Source organism: Pararhodobacter sp., assembly GCF_036802785.1.
Taxonomy (GTDB): domain Bacteria; phylum Pseudomonadota; class Alphaproteobacteria; order Rhodobacterales; family Rhodobacteraceae; genus Pararhodobacter.
The window spans coordinates 1-18,876 of the sequence record NZ_DAIRVN010000003.1; the positions used below are offsets into that span (position 1 = coordinate 1).

The 18,876-nt window shown below is 65.3% G+C and carries 17 protein-coding genes and 1 pseudogene; 8 read left to right on the forward strand and 10 right to left on the reverse strand.

The genetic code is table 11. From position 1 onward, the window contains the following. Positions 1 to 250: pseudogene (locus V7Q53_RS01975) on the forward strand (ArsR/SmtB family transcription factor); the annotation flags it as partial. On the opposite strand, the gene V7Q53_RS01980 reads toward V7Q53_RS01975, so the two are convergent. Further along, positions 247 to 1,164, reverse strand: coding sequence for a LysR substrate-binding domain-containing protein (locus V7Q53_RS01980; protein WP_333826691.1), 918 nt, complete (start codon positions 1,162 to 1,164; stop codon positions 247 to 249). The pseudogene V7Q53_RS01975 and the gene V7Q53_RS01980 overlap by 4 nt on opposite strands. Before the next feature lie 130 nt (positions 1,165 to 1,294). Between V7Q53_RS01980 and V7Q53_RS01985 the strand changes: the two genes are divergently transcribed. Genes V7Q53_RS01985 through V7Q53_RS02015 form a run of 7 tightly spaced genes read left to right on the forward strand, consistent with a single transcriptional unit; the run spans position 1,295 to position 8,018 of the window. Further along, complete coding sequence (locus V7Q53_RS01985) at positions 1,295 to 2,728, forward strand: NAD-dependent succinate-semialdehyde dehydrogenase (protein ID WP_333826692.1); 1,434 nt, start codon at positions 1,295 to 1,297, stop codon at positions 2,726 to 2,728. Positions 2,729 to 2,744: 16 nt separating this feature from the next. Next, complete coding sequence (locus V7Q53_RS01990) at positions 2,745 to 3,710, forward strand: dihydrodipicolinate synthase family protein (protein WP_333826693.1); 966 nt, start codon at positions 2,745 to 2,747, stop codon at positions 3,708 to 3,710. Between the two features lie 38 nt (positions 3,711 to 3,748). Continuing rightward, complete coding sequence (locus V7Q53_RS01995; protein WP_333826694.1) at positions 3,749 to 4,297, forward strand: 3-hydroxyanthranilate 3,4-dioxygenase; 549 nt, start codon at positions 3,749 to 3,751, stop codon at positions 4,295 to 4,297. Between the two features lies 1 nt (position 4,298). Continuing rightward, a complete protein-coding gene (locus V7Q53_RS02000) occupies positions 4,299 to 5,099 on the forward strand; it encodes an aspartate dehydrogenase (protein ID WP_333826695.1) in 801 nt (266 codons plus the stop codon). 57 nt (positions 5,100 to 5,156) lie between these two features. Continuing rightward, a complete protein-coding gene (locus tag V7Q53_RS02005; protein ID WP_333826696.1) occupies positions 5,157 to 6,143 on the forward strand; it encodes a TRAP transporter substrate-binding protein in 987 nt (328 codons plus the stop codon). A gap of 55 nt (positions 6,144 to 6,198) precedes the next feature. Next, on the forward strand, positions 6,199 to 6,762 hold the full coding sequence (locus V7Q53_RS02010) for a TRAP transporter small permease (RefSeq protein ID WP_333826697.1): 564 nt from the start codon (positions 6,199 to 6,201) through the stop codon (positions 6,760 to 6,762). Continuing rightward, positions 6,759 to 8,018 (forward strand): TRAP transporter large permease, encoded by a 1,260-nt coding sequence (locus tag V7Q53_RS02015; protein WP_333826698.1) that lies wholly within the window; start codon positions 6,759 to 6,761, stop codon positions 8,016 to 8,018. Before V7Q53_RS02010 ends, V7Q53_RS02015 begins: the two co-directional genes overlap by 4 nt. Before the next feature lie 54 nt (positions 8,019 to 8,072). On the opposite strand, the gene gph is transcribed toward V7Q53_RS02015, so the two are convergent. The 9 genes from gph to V7Q53_RS02060 all read right to left on the reverse strand — a co-directional run bounded on the left by gph (position 8,073) and on the right by V7Q53_RS02060 (position 18,862). Beyond that, on the reverse strand, positions 8,073 to 8,786 hold the full coding sequence (gene gph / locus V7Q53_RS02020; protein WP_333826699.1) for a phosphoglycolate phosphatase: 714 nt from the start codon (positions 8,784 to 8,786) through the stop codon (positions 8,073 to 8,075). A gap of 16 nt (positions 8,787 to 8,802) precedes the next feature. Continuing rightward, positions 8,803 to 9,390 (reverse strand): histidine phosphatase family protein, encoded by a 588-nt coding sequence (locus tag V7Q53_RS02025; protein WP_333826700.1) that lies wholly within the window; start codon positions 9,388 to 9,390, stop codon positions 8,803 to 8,805. Continuing rightward, entirely contained in the window at positions 9,387 to 10,433 is a 1,047-nt protein-coding gene (locus V7Q53_RS02030) for an ABC transporter ATP-binding protein (RefSeq protein WP_333826701.1), read from the reverse strand. Before V7Q53_RS02030 ends, V7Q53_RS02025 begins: the two co-directional genes overlap by 4 nt. A gap of 16 nt (positions 10,434 to 10,449) precedes the next feature. Then, entirely contained in the window at positions 10,450 to 12,192 is a 1,743-nt protein-coding gene (locus V7Q53_RS02035) for an ABC transporter permease (RefSeq protein ID WP_333826702.1), read from the reverse strand. Positions 12,193 to 12,252: 60 nt separating this feature from the next. Then, positions 12,253 to 13,575 (reverse strand): ABC transporter substrate-binding protein, encoded by a 1,323-nt coding sequence (locus V7Q53_RS02040; RefSeq protein WP_333826703.1) that lies wholly within the window; start codon positions 13,573 to 13,575, stop codon positions 12,253 to 12,255. Positions 13,576 to 13,733: 158 nt separating this feature from the next. Continuing rightward, positions 13,734 to 15,044, reverse strand: coding sequence for a sigma-54-dependent transcriptional regulator (locus V7Q53_RS02045; protein ID WP_333826704.1), 1,311 nt, complete (start codon positions 15,042 to 15,044; stop codon positions 13,734 to 13,736). Further along, complete coding sequence (locus V7Q53_RS02050) at positions 15,037 to 17,040, reverse strand: ATP-binding protein (protein ID WP_333826705.1); 2,004 nt, start codon at positions 17,038 to 17,040, stop codon at positions 15,037 to 15,039. Before V7Q53_RS02050 ends, V7Q53_RS02045 begins: the two co-directional genes overlap by 8 nt. Next, positions 17,037 to 18,239: a substrate-binding domain-containing protein gene (locus V7Q53_RS02055; protein ID WP_333826706.1), complete on the reverse strand. Its 1,203-nt coding sequence runs from the start codon at positions 18,237 to 18,239 to the stop codon at positions 17,037 to 17,039. The genes V7Q53_RS02050 and V7Q53_RS02055 overlap by 4 nt, the downstream gene beginning before the upstream one ends. Before the next feature lie 122 nt (positions 18,240 to 18,361). Then, on the reverse strand, positions 18,362 to 18,862 hold the full coding sequence (locus tag V7Q53_RS02060; RefSeq protein WP_333826707.1) for a flavin reductase family protein: 501 nt from the start codon (positions 18,860 to 18,862) through the stop codon (positions 18,362 to 18,364). Positions 18,863 to 18,876: the final 14 nt, after the last annotated feature.

Genomic DNA, 18,876 nt, shown 5'->3' on the forward strand with positions numbered 1-18,876 from the left:
TGGCATCCTTGCGCCGGAGGGCGGCCAGCGCACCGCCCGCCCCCACAGCCGCCCCCTCTGCCGCCCCTGCCTCGACTGGAGCGAGCGGCGCCCGCATCTGGCCGGGCTGCTGGGCGCGGCGATCTGCACGCATGCGCTGGGGCAGGGCTGGCTGCGCCGCCGCACCGGCACCCGCGCGCTGGACATCACACCAGCGGGCCGGGCGGGCTTCAGGCAGGCCTATGGCATCACGCTGGCGCCGGGCGGTTAAGCCCGCGCCACATGCCGAAGCGCGTCGATCAGCGCCTCGGCAGCGGGGGAAAGCCGCCCACCCTCGCGGGTGGAGATGCCGACGGGGCGGCCGGTATGCGAAAGATCGAACGGCAGCACCGACACAATCCCCAGCGCATCCTCGGCCTGCGCCACTTCCGCAGGCCAGATCGCCAGCATGTCGGAATGCAGCAGCAGGTCGCGCGTGATCAGCACTGACAGCGTCTCAACCCCTGCGACCGGTGCCTGCAGGCCCTTTTCGCGGAACAGATCATCCACCTGCCGGCGCATCGTGGTATCCTGCGGCGGCAATATCCAGTCCCAGCGCAACAGATCGGCAGGCCCCGGCCCCGGGTGCCGGGACAGCGGATGGTCACGCCGCATGACGATAGCGGCCTGATCTTCCAGCAACCGCTCTTGCGCGATGCCGTCGCGCTGGCGGTAGACCGGCAGACGGCCCACAACCATATCCAGCGCGCCCTGCCTGAGCAGCGGCATCAGCGAGGCATTAGGCCCCTCCACCGTCCGCACCGTCAGACGCGGGCGCCCGGCGCGCACATGGGCAATCGCCTTTGGCAACAAGGACACCGACGCCGCCAGCAGGGTGCCCACCGTCACAATGCCGCTGGCCCCGTCGCGCAGATTGGTCAGCTCCTGTTCCGCGTGGTCCAGTTGCGTCAGCATCACCCGGGCATGGGCGGCCAGCACATCGCCCGAAGGTGTGGTCACCACCCCGCGATTGGTGCGGTGAAAAAGGCTGCAACCCAGCGTCGCCTCCACCTCCTGCAAGGCCTTGGTCACCGCCGATTGTGACATGTTCAGCGCCTGCGCCGCGCGCAACAGGCTGCCCTCGCGCTTGATCGCGTCGATCAGGTGCAGATTGCGCAATGTCATGCGCGAATGCAGAAGGCCCATCGGCTGCCCCTTCGGAAGGATGTCTGGTATTCATTGCAGGAATATCCAAAGGAGTTCAATTCACTTGTTTGCCGATCGGCGCCTGGGCATGGTGCAGCGCAAGCCCCGACCACGCCAGACAGAGTATCCAATGACCAGCTACCCGGAACTGCAGCTTTATATCGGAGGGACGTGGCGCAAGCCCGGCGAGACCATGCCGGTGATCAACCCGGCAGACGGCTCGGTGATCGGTGCCCTGCCGATGGCGGGCCGGGCGGAGCTGGACGACGCGTTGCAGGCCGCCGATGAAGGCTTCCGGGTCTGGAGCCGCACCTCGCCGCGTGAGCGGGGCGATATCATCCTGAAGGCCTGCGCGCTCATGCGCCGGCGGATGGATGACATCGCCCATTCGATCACGCTGGAACATGGCAAGCCGCTGGCGCAGGCCCGGCTTGAGGTTATCCGGGGGTGTGAGTTCTTTGAATGGGACGCCGCCGAGGGCCAGCGGCTGTATGGCCGGGTGATTCCCAGCGCGCCGGGCATCCGCTACGTTGTCTACCGCCAGCCCGCAGGCACCGTCGCCGCCTTTTCCCCATGGAATTTCCCGATGAGCCAGCCTTCGCGCAAAATCGCGGGCGCGCTTGCCTCGGGCTGTTCGATCATCATCAAGGCCGCCGAAGAGACCCCGGCAGGGGCGCTGCACATCGCCCGCGCCTTTCACGATGCCGGGCTGCCGCGCGGCGTGCTGAACCTCGTCTTTGGCGAACCGGCCGAGATTTCCAGCTACCTTATCCCGCAAGATCAGGTGCGGCTGGTGGCCTTTACCGGCTCCACGGCCGTGGGGCGGCATCTGACGGGCATCGCCGCGGCGCATATGACCCCGGTTCTGATGGAACTGGGTGGCCATGCGCCGGTCATTGTCTGCGATGATGCCGATCCGGTTGCCGCGGGCCGCCTGTCAGCCATCCGCAAGATGCGTAACGCCGGGCAGGTCTGCACCTCGCCCACGCGCTTCTTTGTCGATGAAAGCCTCTACAGCGCTTATTCTGACGCCTTTGTCGCTCAGGTCAGGAAGACGGTTGTCGGCAACGGGATGGAGGCGGGCACCGATATGGGCCCCGTCGCCAACGAGCGCCGCCTGCATGCGTTGCAGGAACTGACCGATGATGCCGTGGCCAAGGGCGCGCGCCTGCTTGTGGGTGGCGGCAGGCGCGGCAATCAGGGGTATTTCTTTGAACCCACGGTTCTGGCCGATGTCCCCTCCGATGCCCGCGTGATGACCGAGGAACCCTTTGGCCCGTTGGCCGTCATCAACCCCGTCGCCAGTCTGGATGAGGGTATCCGGCAGGCCAATGCCCTGCCCTTCGGCCTTGCCGCCTATGCCTTCACCCACCGCGCCGCCACGGTGGACCGTCTGGTGGATGAGGTCGAATGCGGCAATCTTTCCATCAACACGCTGGAGGCATCGCTGCCCGAAACGCCGTTTGGCGGGGTCAAGCACTCCGGCTATGGCCGTGAGGGTGGCGCCGAAGGGCTGGATCATTACACCATCATCAAGAACCTCTCGCACGCCATGGCGTTCTGAGGAGCAGGAGCGCGCAATGCAATACACCCGCCAGAACGCCAAGGCCCATGCCTTCGCCCATATGCGCGGCATCTGGGCCGCTGCGCTGATGCCCTTCCGTGATGACCTCAGCATCGACGAGGACGGCTTTCGCGCCAATATGGACCACTGGATTGACGACCTTGGCATCGACGGCTTCTTCATCGCCGGCAAGCAGGGAGAGTTCTTTTCGATGTCGGTCGATGAGCGCAAACGCACCTTCGATCTGGCGGTCGAGGCCGCGCGGGGGCGCGCGCAGACCATCATGTCATGTTCGGACCAGAACATGGATGTGGTGATCGACCTTGCCCGCCATGCGCAGGCCTGCGGCGCTGATTACATCGTGGTGCATGCGCCGGTGCTGAACTTCTTCAAGGCGCAGGATGAGACGCTGCTGCGGTATTATGAAACCATCGCCTCCAAGGTCGATATCGGCATCGCGCTCTGGTCGCACCCCGATGCGGGCTATCTGATGTCGCCGGAACTGTGCAACCGGCTTGCCGATATCGAAACGGTGGTGGCGATCAAGTATTCGGTGCCGCGCGAGATGTATGTGGAACTGACGCGGCTGGCAGGTGACCGGATCATCGTTTCAACCGCGTCCGAGGAAGAGTGGCTGGATAACATTCTGGAACTGGGCTGGAAGCTGTATCTGTGCTCCTCCCCGCCCTACCTGATCCAGACCGCCGCAGACCGGCGGATGCGCGACTATACCGATGCCGCATTGGCTGGCCGGGCAGAGGAGGCCCGCGCAATAAGCGCCAGCCTTGCCCCGGTGCGGCGTGCACTGCGCCACACCCGCCCGGCGGAAAAGCCGCATGCGCATCAGAAATACTGGCAGGAGTTGCTGGGCCAGCGCGGCGGCCATGTGCGCCCGCCGTTGCTGGAACTGACCGACGCCGAGAAAGCCGCGACGCGCGCGGCATTCGCGGGCTGCGGGTTGAAACTGCCTGTGACTGCCTGAAACAAAGCCTGCAAGCCCATAACAACAGGGGGAAAGCCATGCCACGCCTCGCCGCCTTCAACTTCCAGAAATGGATTGACGAGAACAAGCACCTGCTCAAGCCGCCGGTCGGCAACCAGATGGTGTTCAAGGATGCCGATCTGATGGTGACCGTGGTGGGCGGGCCGAACAAACGCACCGATTACCACGATGACCCGGTGGAGGAATTTTTCTACCAGCTCAAGGGCGATATGCTGCTGAAGCTGCATGATACCGGCACGGGCGAATTCTATGATGTGCCGATCCGCGAGGGGGATATCTTCCTGCTGCCCGCGCATATCCGCCACTCGCCGCAGCGCCCGCAGGAAGGCTCCATCGGGCTGGTGATTGAACCTGCGCGGCCGGAGGGGGCGCTGGATGCGGTCGAATGGTATTGCTTCAACTGCAGCACCCGCGTTCACCGCGCCGAGGTTGATCTGGAATCCATCGTCGATGATCTGCCACCGATCTATGCCGCCTTCTATGCCGACCCCAAGCTGCGCACCTGCCCCAAATGCGGCACCCTGCATCCGGGCAAGGAGCCGCCCGAGGGTTGGGTGAAGCTTTGACATGACAGGGCGGGTCCGGCTGGTACTGGTGGGTTTCGGGGCGATCGCGGGCGCGGTCGCGCGGATGCTGGCCGACCGGCGCGCGCCGGTCGATCTGGTGGGCATCGCATTGCGCAACCCACCCCGCCCCGGCCTGCCCGATGGCGTGCCCGTGCTGCGCGACCCTGCCGGTCTGGCCGCCACCCGCGCCGATCTGGTTGTCGAGGCGGCGGGCCGGGATGCCGTTGCGCCCTGGGGCCGGGCGGCGCTGTCGGCAGGGGTTGATTTCGCGGTCAGCTCAACTTCGGCCTTCGCGGGCACTGAGCTGCTGGCCGAGCTGACAACCCTCGCCCGCACCTCAGGCGCAAAGCTGATCATTCCGCCCGGCGCGCTGGGGGGGATGGATGCGCTGTCAGCGGCGCAGCGCATGGGGCTGACATCTGTCACCCACCGGATCGTCAAACCGCCGCGCGCTTGGGCCGGAACGGGGGCGGAGCAGTTGTGCGATCTGGGCGCGCTGACCACCCCTACCGCCTTTTTCACCGGCAGCGCCACCGAGGCCGCCGCCCGCTTTCCGCAAAACGCCAATGCCGCGCTGATCACGGCGCTGGCCGGGCTGGGGCCAGAGGAAACGCAGGTAGTGCTGATCGCCGACCCCGCCGCAACCACCAACCGCCATGAGATCGACGCCGAGGGTGCTTTCGGCCGCATGGCACTGTCGTTCGAGAATGCGGCCCTGCCAGACAACCCGAAATCCTCTGCCATGACCGCATTGTCGCTGGTGCGGCTGATCGAGAACCGCGCTGCCCCGGTGGTGATCTGATGCCGGTGTGGTGCAACCGTTACGGACTTGAAAGAAACGCCATTCAGGGAGAATGATATGAGCATGATAAGAAACACCCTTACCGCTTTTGCCCTTGCCGGTGCTGTCGGTCTGACCCCGGCAATCGCCGCGGCGCAGAACATGCGCATCGGGCTGATCACGCCGCCCAACCATGTCTGGAGTCAGGCCGCCGTCGCCATGGGCGAGGAACTGAACGAGGCAACCGGGGGGCGCATCACCCTGCAGGCCTTCCCCGGCGGGCAGCTGGGCAACGAGGCGCAGATGCTGCAGATGTTGCAGACCGGCGCGCTGGACATGGCCTTCATGACGGTTGCGGAAATCTCCAACCGGGTGCCGGAATTCGGCGCCTTCTTTGCGCCGTTCCTTGCCGATGACATCAGCCATGCCGCACGCATCATCCGCTCCGATGTCGCCACCGAGCTGCTGGATTTGCTGCCGGAAGAAGCGGGCGTGATGGGGCTGGGCTTTGGCAGCGCGGGCATGCGCCAGATGGTCAGCCGTGTTGCGGTCAGCACCGCCGCCGATCTGAACGGGCTGAAGATCCGCATCACCCCGGTCGATGCCTTCCGCGATTTCTACAACGCCCTCGGCACCGCCCCCACGCCCATGCCGCTGCCCGCCGTTTATGACGCGCTGGCCAATGCCCAGGTCGATGCGATCGACATGGATGCCGAACTGATCTGGGCGATGCGCTATTTTGAGCAGGCGCCCACGGTGCTGGAGACGAACCACGCGCTGTTTCCGATGGTCGGGCTGGTGTCGGGCCGGGTCTGGGCCGGGCTGGACGGCGACGATCAGACCCTGATCCGCGAGACGATGCAGCGGCATCTCGATGCCACGATCGACACCTATATCGAGAAAGACCCTGAGTGGATGGCGCAGGTCGAAGCCGAGGAAAGCGTGAACTACAGCCGCATCGGCCCGGATTTCTTTGCCGATGCCATCGCCGAATGGGAAGCGACCTGGGCTGAGCGCGCCCCGGTTCTGAGCGCGCTGCGCGCTGTCGCTGACGAGACGCGCTGAACCAGCGGGCCGGGGCGCACAGGCCCCGGCCCTTTTTGTCACAGGTGATGCGGAAATGATCGTGCACAGAATATCTGATGGCTGGGCCCGGATAGAGATGATCGCGGCGGCGGTGCTTGCCGCCGTGGTCAGTGTGCTGATCCTATACAACGTCGTCACCCGCGCCATGCGGCAGGCGGTTTTCTGGGTGGATGAGGCCGCGATCTATGCGATGGTCGCCATGGCCTTTTTCGCCGCTTCGGCCTCCATCGCGCAGCGCGAGGCAATCTCGATCACGCTGATCGTCGATATGCTGTCAGTGCGGGCGCAGCGGGTGATGTGGCTGTTCGTCGATCTGGTCACGCTGGGTGCGGGCGCGCTGCTGATCTGGGCCTGCTGGATCTGGTTTGACCCGCTGACCCTGATCGCCGTCGATTTTGATCTGCGCGCCTTCCGCAGCCAGACCTTCAACTTCATCTATGCCGAACCGACCTCGACCCTGCGCATGCCCAAGTTCTGGTTCTGGCTGGTGATGCCCGTCTTCGCACTGGGCTTCACGCTGCATGCCTTCTCAAACCTTCTGAAAACGCTGGCGGGCCGCATCCCCACACCGCAGGCCGCGCGGGAAAACGCCCCATGACCGCTGTTATCTTTCTGGTCCTGCTGCTGGGTGCGGTGCCGATCAGCATTGTGCTGATCATGACCTCGGCATGGTATGTGCGCGCCAGCGGCAATGATGTGCTGTTCACCTCTTTCGCGCAGCAGCTTTTCTCAGGCATCGAAAGCTACGGGTTGCTGGCGATTCCGCTGTTCATGCTGACCGGCGAGCTGATGAACGAGGGTGGCGCCACGCGCAGGCTGGTGCATGCCGCGCGGGTCTTTGTCGGCGGGTTTCGCGGTGGGCTGGCCTATATCAACCTGCTGGCCAATATGTTCATGGCGGCGATCATCGGCTCTGCCGTGAGCCAGATCGCGGTGATGTCGCGCGCCATGGTCCCGGTGATGGAGGCTGAGGGGTATCGCAAGGATTTCGCCACCGCCACCACCGCCGCAGGGGGCCTGCTGGCGCCGATCATCCCGCCATCGATGTTGCTGGTGATTTACGGGGTGCTGGCGCAGTTGCCGATATCGGATCTGTTCATCGCCGCGATCATTCCGGGGCTGATGCTGACCGGCAGCTTCTTTGTGGTGGTGGCGCTGATCGGACTGAAGCAGCAGTTCCCCAAGGGCGAATGGATGAGCGCGGGCGCGGCGGGCAAGGCATTGCTGGCGGCGGTTCCGGCGGCGATGATTCCGGCGGTGATTGTGGGGTCCATCCTGTTCGGCATCGCCACGCCGACCGAATCCGCCGCCATCGCCTCGGTCATCGCGCTCATGATCGGGGCGCTGATCTACCGTGATCTGAACTGGTCGCGGTTCCTGAGCATGTTTCTGCGCGTCGCAGCCTCGTCCAGCATGGTGATCTTTCTCATCGCGGCGGCCAATGTCTTTGGCTGGGTGGTGATCTATGAAGCGCTGCCGCAGCGGCTGACGGCGATGCTGGTCGAGCTGACGCAGAACCCGCTGGTGTTTCTGCTGATCGTGATGGGGGTTCTGTTTCTGGTCGGCATGGTGATTGACGGGATTGCCGCGCTCATTCTGGTCGTGCCGCTGCTGCTGCCCGTGGCGGTCGGGGTGTACGGGATTCATCCGGTGCAGTTCGGGCTGGTGATCAGCCTCAATCTGGTACTGGGCCTGCTGACGCCGCCGGTGGGTGCGGGCCTGTATGTCGCCGCCGCGATGACCGGGGCACGGCCCACGGCGATTTTCATGCAGCTTCTGCCGTTTCTGGCGGTTTCGCTGATTGTGCTGTTGCTGCTGTGCCTCTTTCCATGGCTGACGCTGGCGCTGATCTGAGCGTCCCCGGCGGCCTGCTACACGCGGCGTGATGCATCCGGTTGCCTCAGTGCTTCACGCAGGCGCGTCAGACCCGGAAGCAACCCATGGCGCGAGCTGTGCGAAATCGCTGAAGGCAAAGCGGTGCGGCAGGTCGTGCAGCGGCGCCTTGCGATAACCCTCGGTGTGAAGCGCAAAGGGGATACCGGCGGCCAGCGCGGTTTCGCCATCCACCTCGCTGTCGCCGACATAGAGCAGCGGCGGGCCGAGCGGGGCAAAGGCGGCAAGCAGGGGTGCCGGGTCAGGCTTTTTCTGCGCCACGCTGTCGCCGCCGATCACCACCGAAAAGAACCGCTCCAGATCCAGCGCTTTCAGGATCATGCGGGTCGGTGCGATTGCCTTGTTGGTGCACAGGCCAAGGGGGTGGCCCCGGGCCTGCAAGGCCTCAAGGCAGGCGACAGCGCCGGGATAGGGCCGCGAGAGCCGCGCGGGGGCGGCCATGTAGTGGCGAAACATCGAGGCGGTCATCGCGGCCTCGCGCGCGGGGTCGATGCCGCATTCCAGACGCGCCGCGCGCACGAGATGGGGAATACCATGCCCGATAAAGCCGCGCGTCTGTTGCAATGAGACCGGGGTCGCGCCCTCTTCCGTCAGCACCTTGTTGAGTGCCGCATGCAGATCGGGGGCGCTGTCGATCAGGGTGCCGTCCAGATCAAAGACGATGGCCCCCTGTGGGCCGCCCGCCGGATGGGGGGTGGCCTGAGGGCGCGGGCTGTTATTCGGCGGCATGGCTGGGCTTTCGTGCTTACAGGTGGGTGTCCGGCGTATTGGTATTGCCCGAAGGGCGGGCGAGGCGGGTCAGCACCCCGTTTCCGCAGGTCCGCCCGGCCAGATCGCTGCCGTCCCCCCCGGCAAGCAGGCTTTGCAGACATCCGAACCACGCACCATGCCCGAACAACAGCACCGGGCCGGGCTGGGCAAGAAGGCGCTGGTGCAGGCCTGCGACACGCGCGCGGAACGCCGCGAAAGGCTCACCCAGCGGCAGGGAATGGGGGGCGCTTTGCCATGCGCCGGGGTGGCTGGCGTGCAGCTCATGCCACAAACGCCCCTCCCACTGGCCGAAATCCAGCTCGGCGAGGTCGGCATCGGGGCTTGCCCCGGCGAAGCCATGCAAAGCGGCGGTCTGGCGCACGCGCTGCAACGGCGATGTCAGAACGGCGCGGAACTGCACCCCCTCAAGCGCCGCGCGATTGACGGCCAGCACCGCCTGATCCGCGTCGCTTAACGGGTCATCCAGCGCTATGTCGCGCCTTCCCTGCAACCGCCCCTCGGCATTCCACGGGGTGCGGAAATGCCGGATGAACCAGATTTCAGCGGGCTGTGCAGTGGTCATGCCAGCATTGGCGCGCTGAGGCTGTCAATCGCCAGCCCGACCTGCGCCCCTTCGTCAAAGGGCGCCGTGCCGCTTTTGTGCAGCGTGTCGACAATGATCTGGCCATCGGCAGTATCCACAAGATAGCGGATCTGGCTGCCCAGAAACTCCCGGTGCTGCACCGATCCGCGCAGCGAGCCCTCAGCGGCGTTGCCCTGAAGCGTGATGTTCTGCGGCCTCAGCACAATGCGCCCCGCCTTTGCCACCGGGTCGGCCACCGGAATGACATAGCCCGCGCGGGTGATGAAGCGCATCCCGTCGCAGTGCCCTTCCAGAATGTTCGCCGTCCCCAGAAAGCCCGCGACAAAGCCGTTGGCGGGGGTATCATACAGCTCTTGCGGGGTGCCGATCTGCTGGATCACGCCGCCATCCAGCACCGCCATCCGGTCTGAGGTGGTGTTGGCCTCTTCCTGATCATGGGTCACGAAGATGGTGGTCAGGCCCAGCTTGCGCTGCAGGGCCAGCAGTTCGCGGCGCATCTGAACGCGCAGGGCGGCGTCAAGGTTTGACAAGGGCTCATCGAGCAGCAGCACCTGCGGCTCCACCGCGATGGTGCGGGCCAGCGCGACGCGCTGCTGCTGCCCCCCCGACAGTTGCGAAGGCATCCGGTCGGCCAGATGTAGCAGCCCCACCAGCTCCAGCGCCGCCTCGACCTTGGGCGCGATCTCACGCCGGGGCATGCGGCGCTCCTCGGGGCCAAAGGCCACGTTCTGGCGCACCGTCATATGCGGCCACAGAGCGTAGGACTGGAACACCATCCCCACATTGCGTTTCCAGGGCGGCAGATTGGCGATATCGCGGTCGCCGATCAGGATACGCCCGCGCGGCGTGGGTCCGAACCCGGCAATCGCCCGCAGAAGCGTCGATTTGCCCGAGCCGGAAGGGCCAAGGAAGGCAAAGAACTCGCCCGGCTGAATTTCCATGTCGATCCCGGCAAGAACCTCGGTCTCTCCGAAGGACAGATGCAGGTTTTCGATGCGGATTCCGGTTGTTGTGTGTTTCATGGTGATTTCCCGGTTCTCAGTGATCGGCCCCGGGGCTGGCTGCCCGGCGTGCGCGGTCACGTTCGATGATGCGTTGCGAAAGGTAGGTGCCGAGGGCGACCATCACCACGGCAAGGATGCCCAGTGCCGCCCCCGCACCGCGCCCGGCGGGCGACTGCATATAAAGGTAGATCCCATAGGCAAGCGGCGCGTCGGATGAGCGGCCCACCAGCATGATCGTCGCCGACAGCTCAACGGCAGCGGTGGCGAAACTGGTGACGAAGCCTGCCAGAATGCCGCCGGTCATCAAGGGCACAACCACCCGGCGGATCGTGCTGGTCTTGCTGGCGCCAAGGCTCTCAGCCGCTTCCTCCAGCGACAGGCTGACCTGTTGCAGCGCGGCCATGCAGGCGCGCAAAGCATAGGGCAGGCGACGGACCGCCAGCGCAATGATGATGATCCCCCAGAAGCTGGACATCTGGCCCAGCCCGAACGGCAGTTGCACGCTGTGGAACATCCGCAGATAGCCGATGCCCAGCACCACACCCGGCACCGCCAGCGCGGCCGTGGCCATATAATCCAGCCACTTACGCCCCGGCAGGCCGGTGCGCAGCACGATATAGGCAATCGCTGTGCCCAGGATAACGTCAATCACCGCAGCCGTCCCGGCATAGAGAATGGTGTTCCAGATATACTGCTGCGACTGGGTGAAGACGGTGGCGAAATGTTGCAGGGTGAAGCCATCCGGCAGCGGGCTGTAGGACCAGATCGTGCCGAAGGCCAGCAGCACCAGCCCCAGATGCGGCGACAAAACAAGCGCCAGAATCAACAGGATGGTCACCCATGCCATCACCTTCTCGCGCGGGCGCAGGTCACGCTTGGAAAGCCCGCCGCCGCCCTTCTGCACGGTCGCATAATCCTTGCCGCGCATGAACAGGAACGACGCCCAGAGCGCGAAGACCGAGAAGGCGACCAGAATGAACGAGATCACATAGCCCATCGGGTCATTGATGCCGACGCCGGTGATGCGCAGATAGGCTTGCGGCGCCAGCATGTTGTTCACGTTCAGCAACAGCGGCGTGCCCAGATCGTCGAACACCTTGATGAACACCAGCGCGGCCCCGGCCAGATAGCCCGGCATCGCCAGCGGAAACACGATGCGGCGGAACATGCGCACCCCGGATGAGCCCAGGTTCTGCGCGGCCTCTTCCATCGAGCGGTCGATGTTGCGCAGCGCCGCCGAGAGGTTGATCAGGATGAACGGGAAATAATGGATCGACTGCACCAGAATAACGCCGTTCAGCCCCTCCATGAAGGGAATGCGGATTCCGAAATAATCGTTGAGCAGCAGGTTGATCGTGCCGTTTCGCCCGAACAGCAAGGTCATTGCCACCGCGCCGACGAAGGGCGGCATGATCAGCGGGATGATCCCCAGCGCCTGAATGACCGCAGTCCCGGCGAAATTGAAGCGCGAGGTGATATAGGCCAGCGGCAGGGCGATGATTGTGGCAAAGACCACCGACATGGCCGAGACATAGAACGAATTGACAAAACTCTCGCGAAACAGCGAGGTGTTGAAGAAATCCTGGAAATTCTGGATGGTGAAGGCGCCGGTGCGGGCGTCCAGAAAGGCGACATACACCACCTGCGCCACCGGCAGGATCAGGAAGGCCAGCAGGAACAGCGCAATCAGTATCCCGGTGAATGCGGCGCCCGAGACGCGCGGAAACAACGTGAAACGCCGGGTCGGCGAAGCGGGCGGCTCGGATGAGATGGTCATGGCATTCCCTCGTGCATCGGATTGCCCGCCCGGCCTTTGAGCGACCGGGCGGGCAGATGTTCAGCGCATTCCGGCTGCGGTATTGGCCAGTTGCACGGCCTCGGCATAGTTGCGCACGGCAAAGGAATCCCACGCCTGCTCAACCTCGGCCTGACGGCCGACGACCTCCACATCGGGGCTGGCGCGCGACACCTGGAAGACGCCGGTAAAGGACGGGTCCAGCGACTCCTCTTCAGTGATCGGCAGTGCCTCGATCAGCGCGCGGGCCTCGGCGATCAGCGCCAGCGCCTCTTCATTGGCGCCATCGGCATGCTGGGCCTCGGCGCGCTGAACTGCGGTGACTGCCGCGCGCAGGTCGTTCATGCGATAGGTGATCATCACGTCAAAGAGCGAATTGACGAGATTGTAGCGCGCACCCGAAACATCGACATCAAAGACGATGGCACCCGGCGCAAACTCAGGCGTGAACGGGTTGGGGAAACCTTCGGGCGCGTTGTCATAGGCGGCGGGGTTGACTGGAAGCCGCATGATCGCCGGGTTAAGAAGCACCTGCTGCCCGGCGGGCGACAGAACAAACTCCACGAAGGCGCGCGCGCCATCCTCGTTCGGCGCATTCTCGAGGATACCGATGTTGGCGGGCACAATTGCGGTTACGCTGGGATAGACCAGTTCAACCGGAAAGCCCGACGCAGCCGATGCCAGACCGAAAAAGTCGATTACGATGCCAAAGCCCGTTGAGCCCGAATTGACCGCATCCGGCACGCCAAAGCTGCGCTCGGTCACGGTGTTCATGTTGCCGGAAATCCATTTCCAGGTCGCCCAGCCCTGCTCCCAGCCCTCGCCCTGCAACAGGGTCTCGACCGTCAGATGCGTTGTGCCGGAGCGTGAAGGCGAGGACATCGCCACATGGCCGTTGTATTCCGGGCGCATCAGGTCATGCCATTCCGTCGCCACCGGCAAATCGTTGGCCGCAGCATAACGGGTGTTATACATGATCCCGTAGCCCGACGCGGCGAAGCCGTAGTAATGCCCATCCGGATCGTTGATCGGATAGGAGCCGATCACATCGGGGATGCCCTCGGCATTGATCTCGACGCGGGCAAGCAACCCTTCGGACTTCAGCACCTCAAATGCGTCAGGCGCCGAGGCCCAGAACAGATCGGTCGTGTTCGCGCTGCGGGTCTCTTGCAGATAGGCGACCGAAGCGTTGGTGTTCCGGCTGACAACCTCCAGCGTGTATTCGGGGTGCGCTTCCTCGAAAGCGGCCTTGAACGGATCGGTCAGATCGCGCGGGAACGAAGTGACAACCGTCACCGTGCTGGCCAGCGCAATGGCGGATGTGCTCATCAGCGCCAGTGCGCTGAGCATCAGTGTCTTTTTCATCGAAAGCCTCCCACGGCAGTTTGAAGCACGCGCCGCATGGTGATTTTCTTATGGCGCCGAAAAATTGTGCTGTCCGATCACGGATCGGTCAAGTTTTTGTTTTCAATGGGAAAAACGTGTCAGGATTGACACGCCGAATGGGTCAGAATTGACCCGTCTCAATACAGGCCATGGTGGCGCAAACGCAGGTAAAGCCGTTTGCGCGGGATACCCAGAAGCGCCGCCGCCTCAGATTTCCGCCCGCCGGTCTGGAACAGGGCGGCCTGCAACAGCCGATTCTCGAACCCCTCCATCGCCGCATCATATCCCTCGGTCAGCAGCGCGGCCTCAGCCTGCGCCGGGCCGAAGGACACATCGAGGCCGATTACCATGCGCTCCGCCAGATTGCGGGCCTCGCGCACATTGCCGGGCCAGTCATGCAGCGCCAGCCTGCGGCGCAGAACGGTATCGGGCGCCGGTTTGGGCAGGTTGTGGCGCGCGGCGGCCTCAGCCGCGAAATGCGCGACCAGCAGCTCGGCATCGCCTTCGCGCGCGCGCAGCGGCGGCAGTCGCAGCGCACCGGCATTGAAGCGGTGATACAGATCGCCGCGCAGCCGCCCGTCCTGCACCAGGTGCAGCGGGTCGCCCATGACGCTGCCCAGAACCCGCAGATTGACCGCCTGAGAGGGGCCACCGCCCAGCGGCGTGATCTCGCGGGCCTCCAGCACCCTGAGCAGGCGCACCTGCAAGGCATCGGGCATGGATTCAAGCTGATCCAGATACAGCGTACCCCCTTCGGCCTGGGCGATCCGGCCCTCGGTATCGGTGGTGCCGAACAGCTCGCGGTCGACATCGCTTTCGCTCAGCGCACCGCAGTTGATCGCCACAAAAGGGAAATCGGCGCGCGGCGACAGGTCATGCAGGATGCGCGCCACCAGTTCCTTGCCGGTGCCGGTTTCCCCCGCGATCAGCAGATCGACGCGCAGACCGGCCAGTGCGGCCACCCGCCTGCGCAGTTCAACCATCACCGGCGCGCGGCCGATCAGCCGGTCCAGCGGCCCCGCCGCGCGCGCCAGCCGGTCGCGCAGGCGCGCATTCTCCAGCGACAGTTGGCGCATATCGACCGCGCGGCGCAGGATATCGACCAGCAGTTCCGGCGAGCAGGGCTTTTCCAGAAAATCATGCGCCCCGGCCCGCATCGCCCGGATCGCGCTGGCAACATCGCCGTGGCCGGTGATCACCACAAAGGGCACGTCAGGGGCCTTTTTGCGCACCTCATCAAGCAGATCCAGCCCGGACATGCCGGGCATCCGCACATCTGACAGGATCGCGCCAGGCCAGTCCGGGCCGATCTCGGCCAGCGCCGTCGCGGCACCGGCATGGGCGCACACCGTAAAGCCCTCGGCCTCCAGCGTTTCGGTGGTTGCCAGCCTGAGATCCTCATCATCCTCGACGAGCATCACCATGCCCGCCCCGCCCGCCTCAGCCATAGTTTTGAGCCCTCCCTGCCTGCCAGCGGTTCAGCCTGAGGGTCACTTCGGCGCCCCCCTCAGCATGCTGGCCGATTTCCAGATGGCCACCCATATCCTGCATCACGTTGAAAGCAATCGACAGGCCCAGACCAAGGCCCTTCCCCGGCTCCTTGGTTGTGTGAAACGGGTCAACCAGATCGGCGGCGCTGCGCCCGCCAAGGCCGATGCCGTTGTCGATGATCCGCAAGGTGACCGGGTCATCGCCGCTGCTTTCCAGCCGTATCGTGCCACCGCCGCGCCCGGTTTCGGCGATGGCATCCAGCGCGTTTCCCAGCACATTCATCAGAACCTGCTCCAGAAGGATATCATTGCCCCATACCGCCAAGGCGCCAGTTGAATCGTCAATCTCAACGCCTACACCCTCAGCGCGCAAACGGTGCTCAAGCAGCGCCAGCGCCGCATCCAGTGGCTGGCTCAGCACCACACGGGACAGTGTGTGGTCCGCCCGGCGCGCGATGCGCCGCAGATGGCCGATGGTAGCCGTGATCCGCATCACCATCGCCTCGATCCGGGCAATCGACGGCCCGGCCTCAGGGTGGGCGCGCGACAGTTGATGCAGGCGGTGTCGCATGGCGGCCAGCGGCTGGTTGATCTCATGGCTGATCGCGGCTGACATCTGACCCAGCGCCGCCATCTTGCCCGCCTGCACCAGATCGCGCTGGGTCTGTTCCAGCCGCTCGACGGCGCGCTGACGCTCGGCCACTTCTGCTGACAGCCGCAAATGGGTGGCATGCAGTTCAGCGGTTGCGGTGCGGAACACCTCGACAGCGCGGCCCATCGCCGCAATCTCATCACGGCCTGAAACGGCGGCGGGCGATGAAAGCTCCCCGCCCGCGATACGCCTGAGCGAGGCCGAAAGCCCCTCTATCCGCCGCAGAATGCGCCCGTGCACGAAGAAGAACAAAACCACTGCGGTCATGATCACCGCCAGCACCGTCACCGCCGTCAGAAGCAGCGCGCCGTTGAACATGGTCCGCGCGGCGGTATCGGCGGCTTTCTGGGCGCCAACCCGCTCAGCCCGGCCAATGGCGGTCAGCTCCCCCTGCATGGCGGCCAGCGCCTCTTGCGCGCGTGTCAGATCGGCCACGGCGGCAGCGCGCAGGGCAAGCCGCGCGCGGGCCTGCGCGAAAATGCTGTCCGGCCCCTGCGCCAGCGCAAGCAGGTCATCCAGCCGGGCCAGAAACAGGCTGACATCGGCGCGCGGCGTCAGGTTCAGCCGGGCCAGTGCGATGGCGTCCAGCGTGTCATCGCCCAGCCGGACCACCAGATCAAGCGCATCGGGGGTTTCAGCACTGCGCGCCTGAAGCAGAAGAGCCACCAGCGTTGCGGCCTCGGTGGCGAGCCGTTGCAATCTGTCGCGCAGGGGCCGGTCCATGCCCAGCAGCGCCTCGGCCCCGGCGCGGCGTCCCGGGTCGGCATCGGCGACCAGAACTGAAAGCTGCGCCTCCATGTTGAAGGACAGATCCTGAAGCAGCGCCTGCGCCTGATCCTGCACATCACCATGCGTCCAGCGCAATTCGCTGTCGGCGCGCGCCTCGGCCGCCGCAAGGTCGGTCAGCGCGGCGCTGGTCGCAGCGAATGAGATCAACGCCGCGCGCAGTGCCGTTTCGGCGGCAAGCACGGCATTGCGGCGCACCCCGGCATGTTCCGGCGCGGAAAGCACGGCGGCGATGCCCTCGGCGGCGTCGGCGGCATCGGCGATGGCGGCGTTGCTTTGCCCGGGTTCGGCCACCACCCGCACCGCCAGCGCCGCGAGCTCGCCGGTCACCTCGGCCAGTTCGCCGGCCAGCGCGACGGCGGGGATGCGGGTTTCGGCCAGATCGCGGAAATCGCGCTCGGCCCGCACAACCACCACCATCGCGGCGGTCGCCACACTGGCGGCCAGCAGCACCACGACAATCAACGCCGCCAGCAGCTGCGAGCGGATGGTTCCCGGCCTGATACTTGCGTTCATTGCCGTGCCTCCAGCGCGGCAAGCCCGGCTTCGGCGCGGTCCAGAAGCGCATGCGACAGGGCGGCCCAGGCAAGCAGCGTTGCCCGGTCGCGCGGCGCGGTGCGCGCCTGAAACTCGCTGACCGGCATGCGCGTCAGGATCGCGCGCAGCCGCGCCAGCTCCGGCCCGCGCTGGCCGGACAGGGCATGCCAGCGCCGCCACAGGTCACGCCGGCGCAGAAAATCCCGGCCGATAAAGGCCTCGAACAGCTCTTTCACCTCCCAGTAGCGGCGGCTTGCCAGCACCGGATCATAGCGCGACCAGCTGAATTGCAGCGCCGCGCGCACTTCGGGGCGGAATGAATCGGCCAGTTCGGCGCGGATACCGGCATCCACCGGAATGCGCCGTATCTCGGGCGTGAGCAGCAGGTTCTGCCCCTCCGGCCCCAGAAGAAATTCGACAAACTGCTGCGCGGTTTCAGGGTTGCGCCCGCCTTGCAGCCCGGCAATCCGCGCCGGAATGATGATCAGCGGGCGGCCATAGCGGAACACCAGCCCCCGGTCCGCGCGCGTCAGTGCCAGAAAATCAATCGTCAGGCCCAGCGTGAAACTGCCCCGCTCAACCCCTTCCAGAACCCCGAAGCTGCGCGCCGAGATGGTGTTCAACTGCCCGGCCAGTTGCAAAAGCCACGCCCAGCCCGCGTCCCACCCACGGTCTTGCAGGATGGTTTCGATCAGCGAATGCGTGGTGCCTGAGCGCATGGGGTGCGACATCCCCACCCGGCCCGCGAGCGCGGGGTCAAGCAGGTCATTCCAGTCCTGCGGCGGGGTGCCGTTGAACGGGGCGCGCCATGTCCAGCCGACCGCTGAATAGGCGAAATCGGTGTGCAGCCCCTGCCCCAGATCGGCCAGCCGCCCGGCCTGTGCAAGCACCTCAAACGCTTCGGGGGCCGAGGCCCAGAAAAGGTCAAAATGCCGCTCGTTGCCGCCCAGAAGCTCATCGACAGCGGCGTTGGTGTTCTTGTTGAGCACCCGGACCGAGACATCAGGATGGGCCGACACAAAGGCCGCAACCAGCGGTGTTACAACATCGGTATCGTAGGAGGTGAGCACCAGAAGTTCGCGCGCCCCTGCCGCCGTCACGGATGACGCGAGCATGGCGGCAATGACGGACAGCCCGCACAGAAGCCTCCGGCTGGCCCGGATCAGGGCATTCGGCATCACATTCTCCTCCCGCGGAGGAGTGTTGCATCGTCACGCCCGGGGCCGCAAGCGCCGAACGGATCGGCACGCCGCCGCAGGGGCTGTTCGGGATGAGCGGGCAGAGCCGCCGGTGACGGCGCTCACTCCGCCAGCAAGCGGCGGAAAAACCCGTCGCGGTAGAGCAGGTTCTCGCCCGGCGCCATCTGCAGCTTCAGCACATGTCCCAAAAGCAGATTATGGCTGCCATGTTCAAAGGCGCGCTCAAGACGGCAGTCAAAGCTGGCCACCGCACCGGCCAGAACCGGCGCGCCGCTGGCCCCTTCCGCCCACGCGCCGGTGTCAAAGGGCGAGCCCTCGGTTCCGGTGCTGGTGGAGAAGCGGCGCGCGATTTCGGCCTGCTCATCGGTCAGGTAATTGACGGCAAAACCCCCGGCCGCGCGGATGCGCGCGGCGGCGGGCTTGTCATTGCGGATACAGACCACCAGCGTCGGCGGCTCGGTGGTGGCCGAGCAGATGGCGGTGGTGGTCTGCCCCTTCCAGCCATCGTCATCGCGGTAGGTCACCACGGCCACCGAAGTGGCGACATGGCGCATCGCATTCTTGTATTCATCGACCAATAAGGCCGCGGAACGAACATCCATTCGCGTGCTTTCTG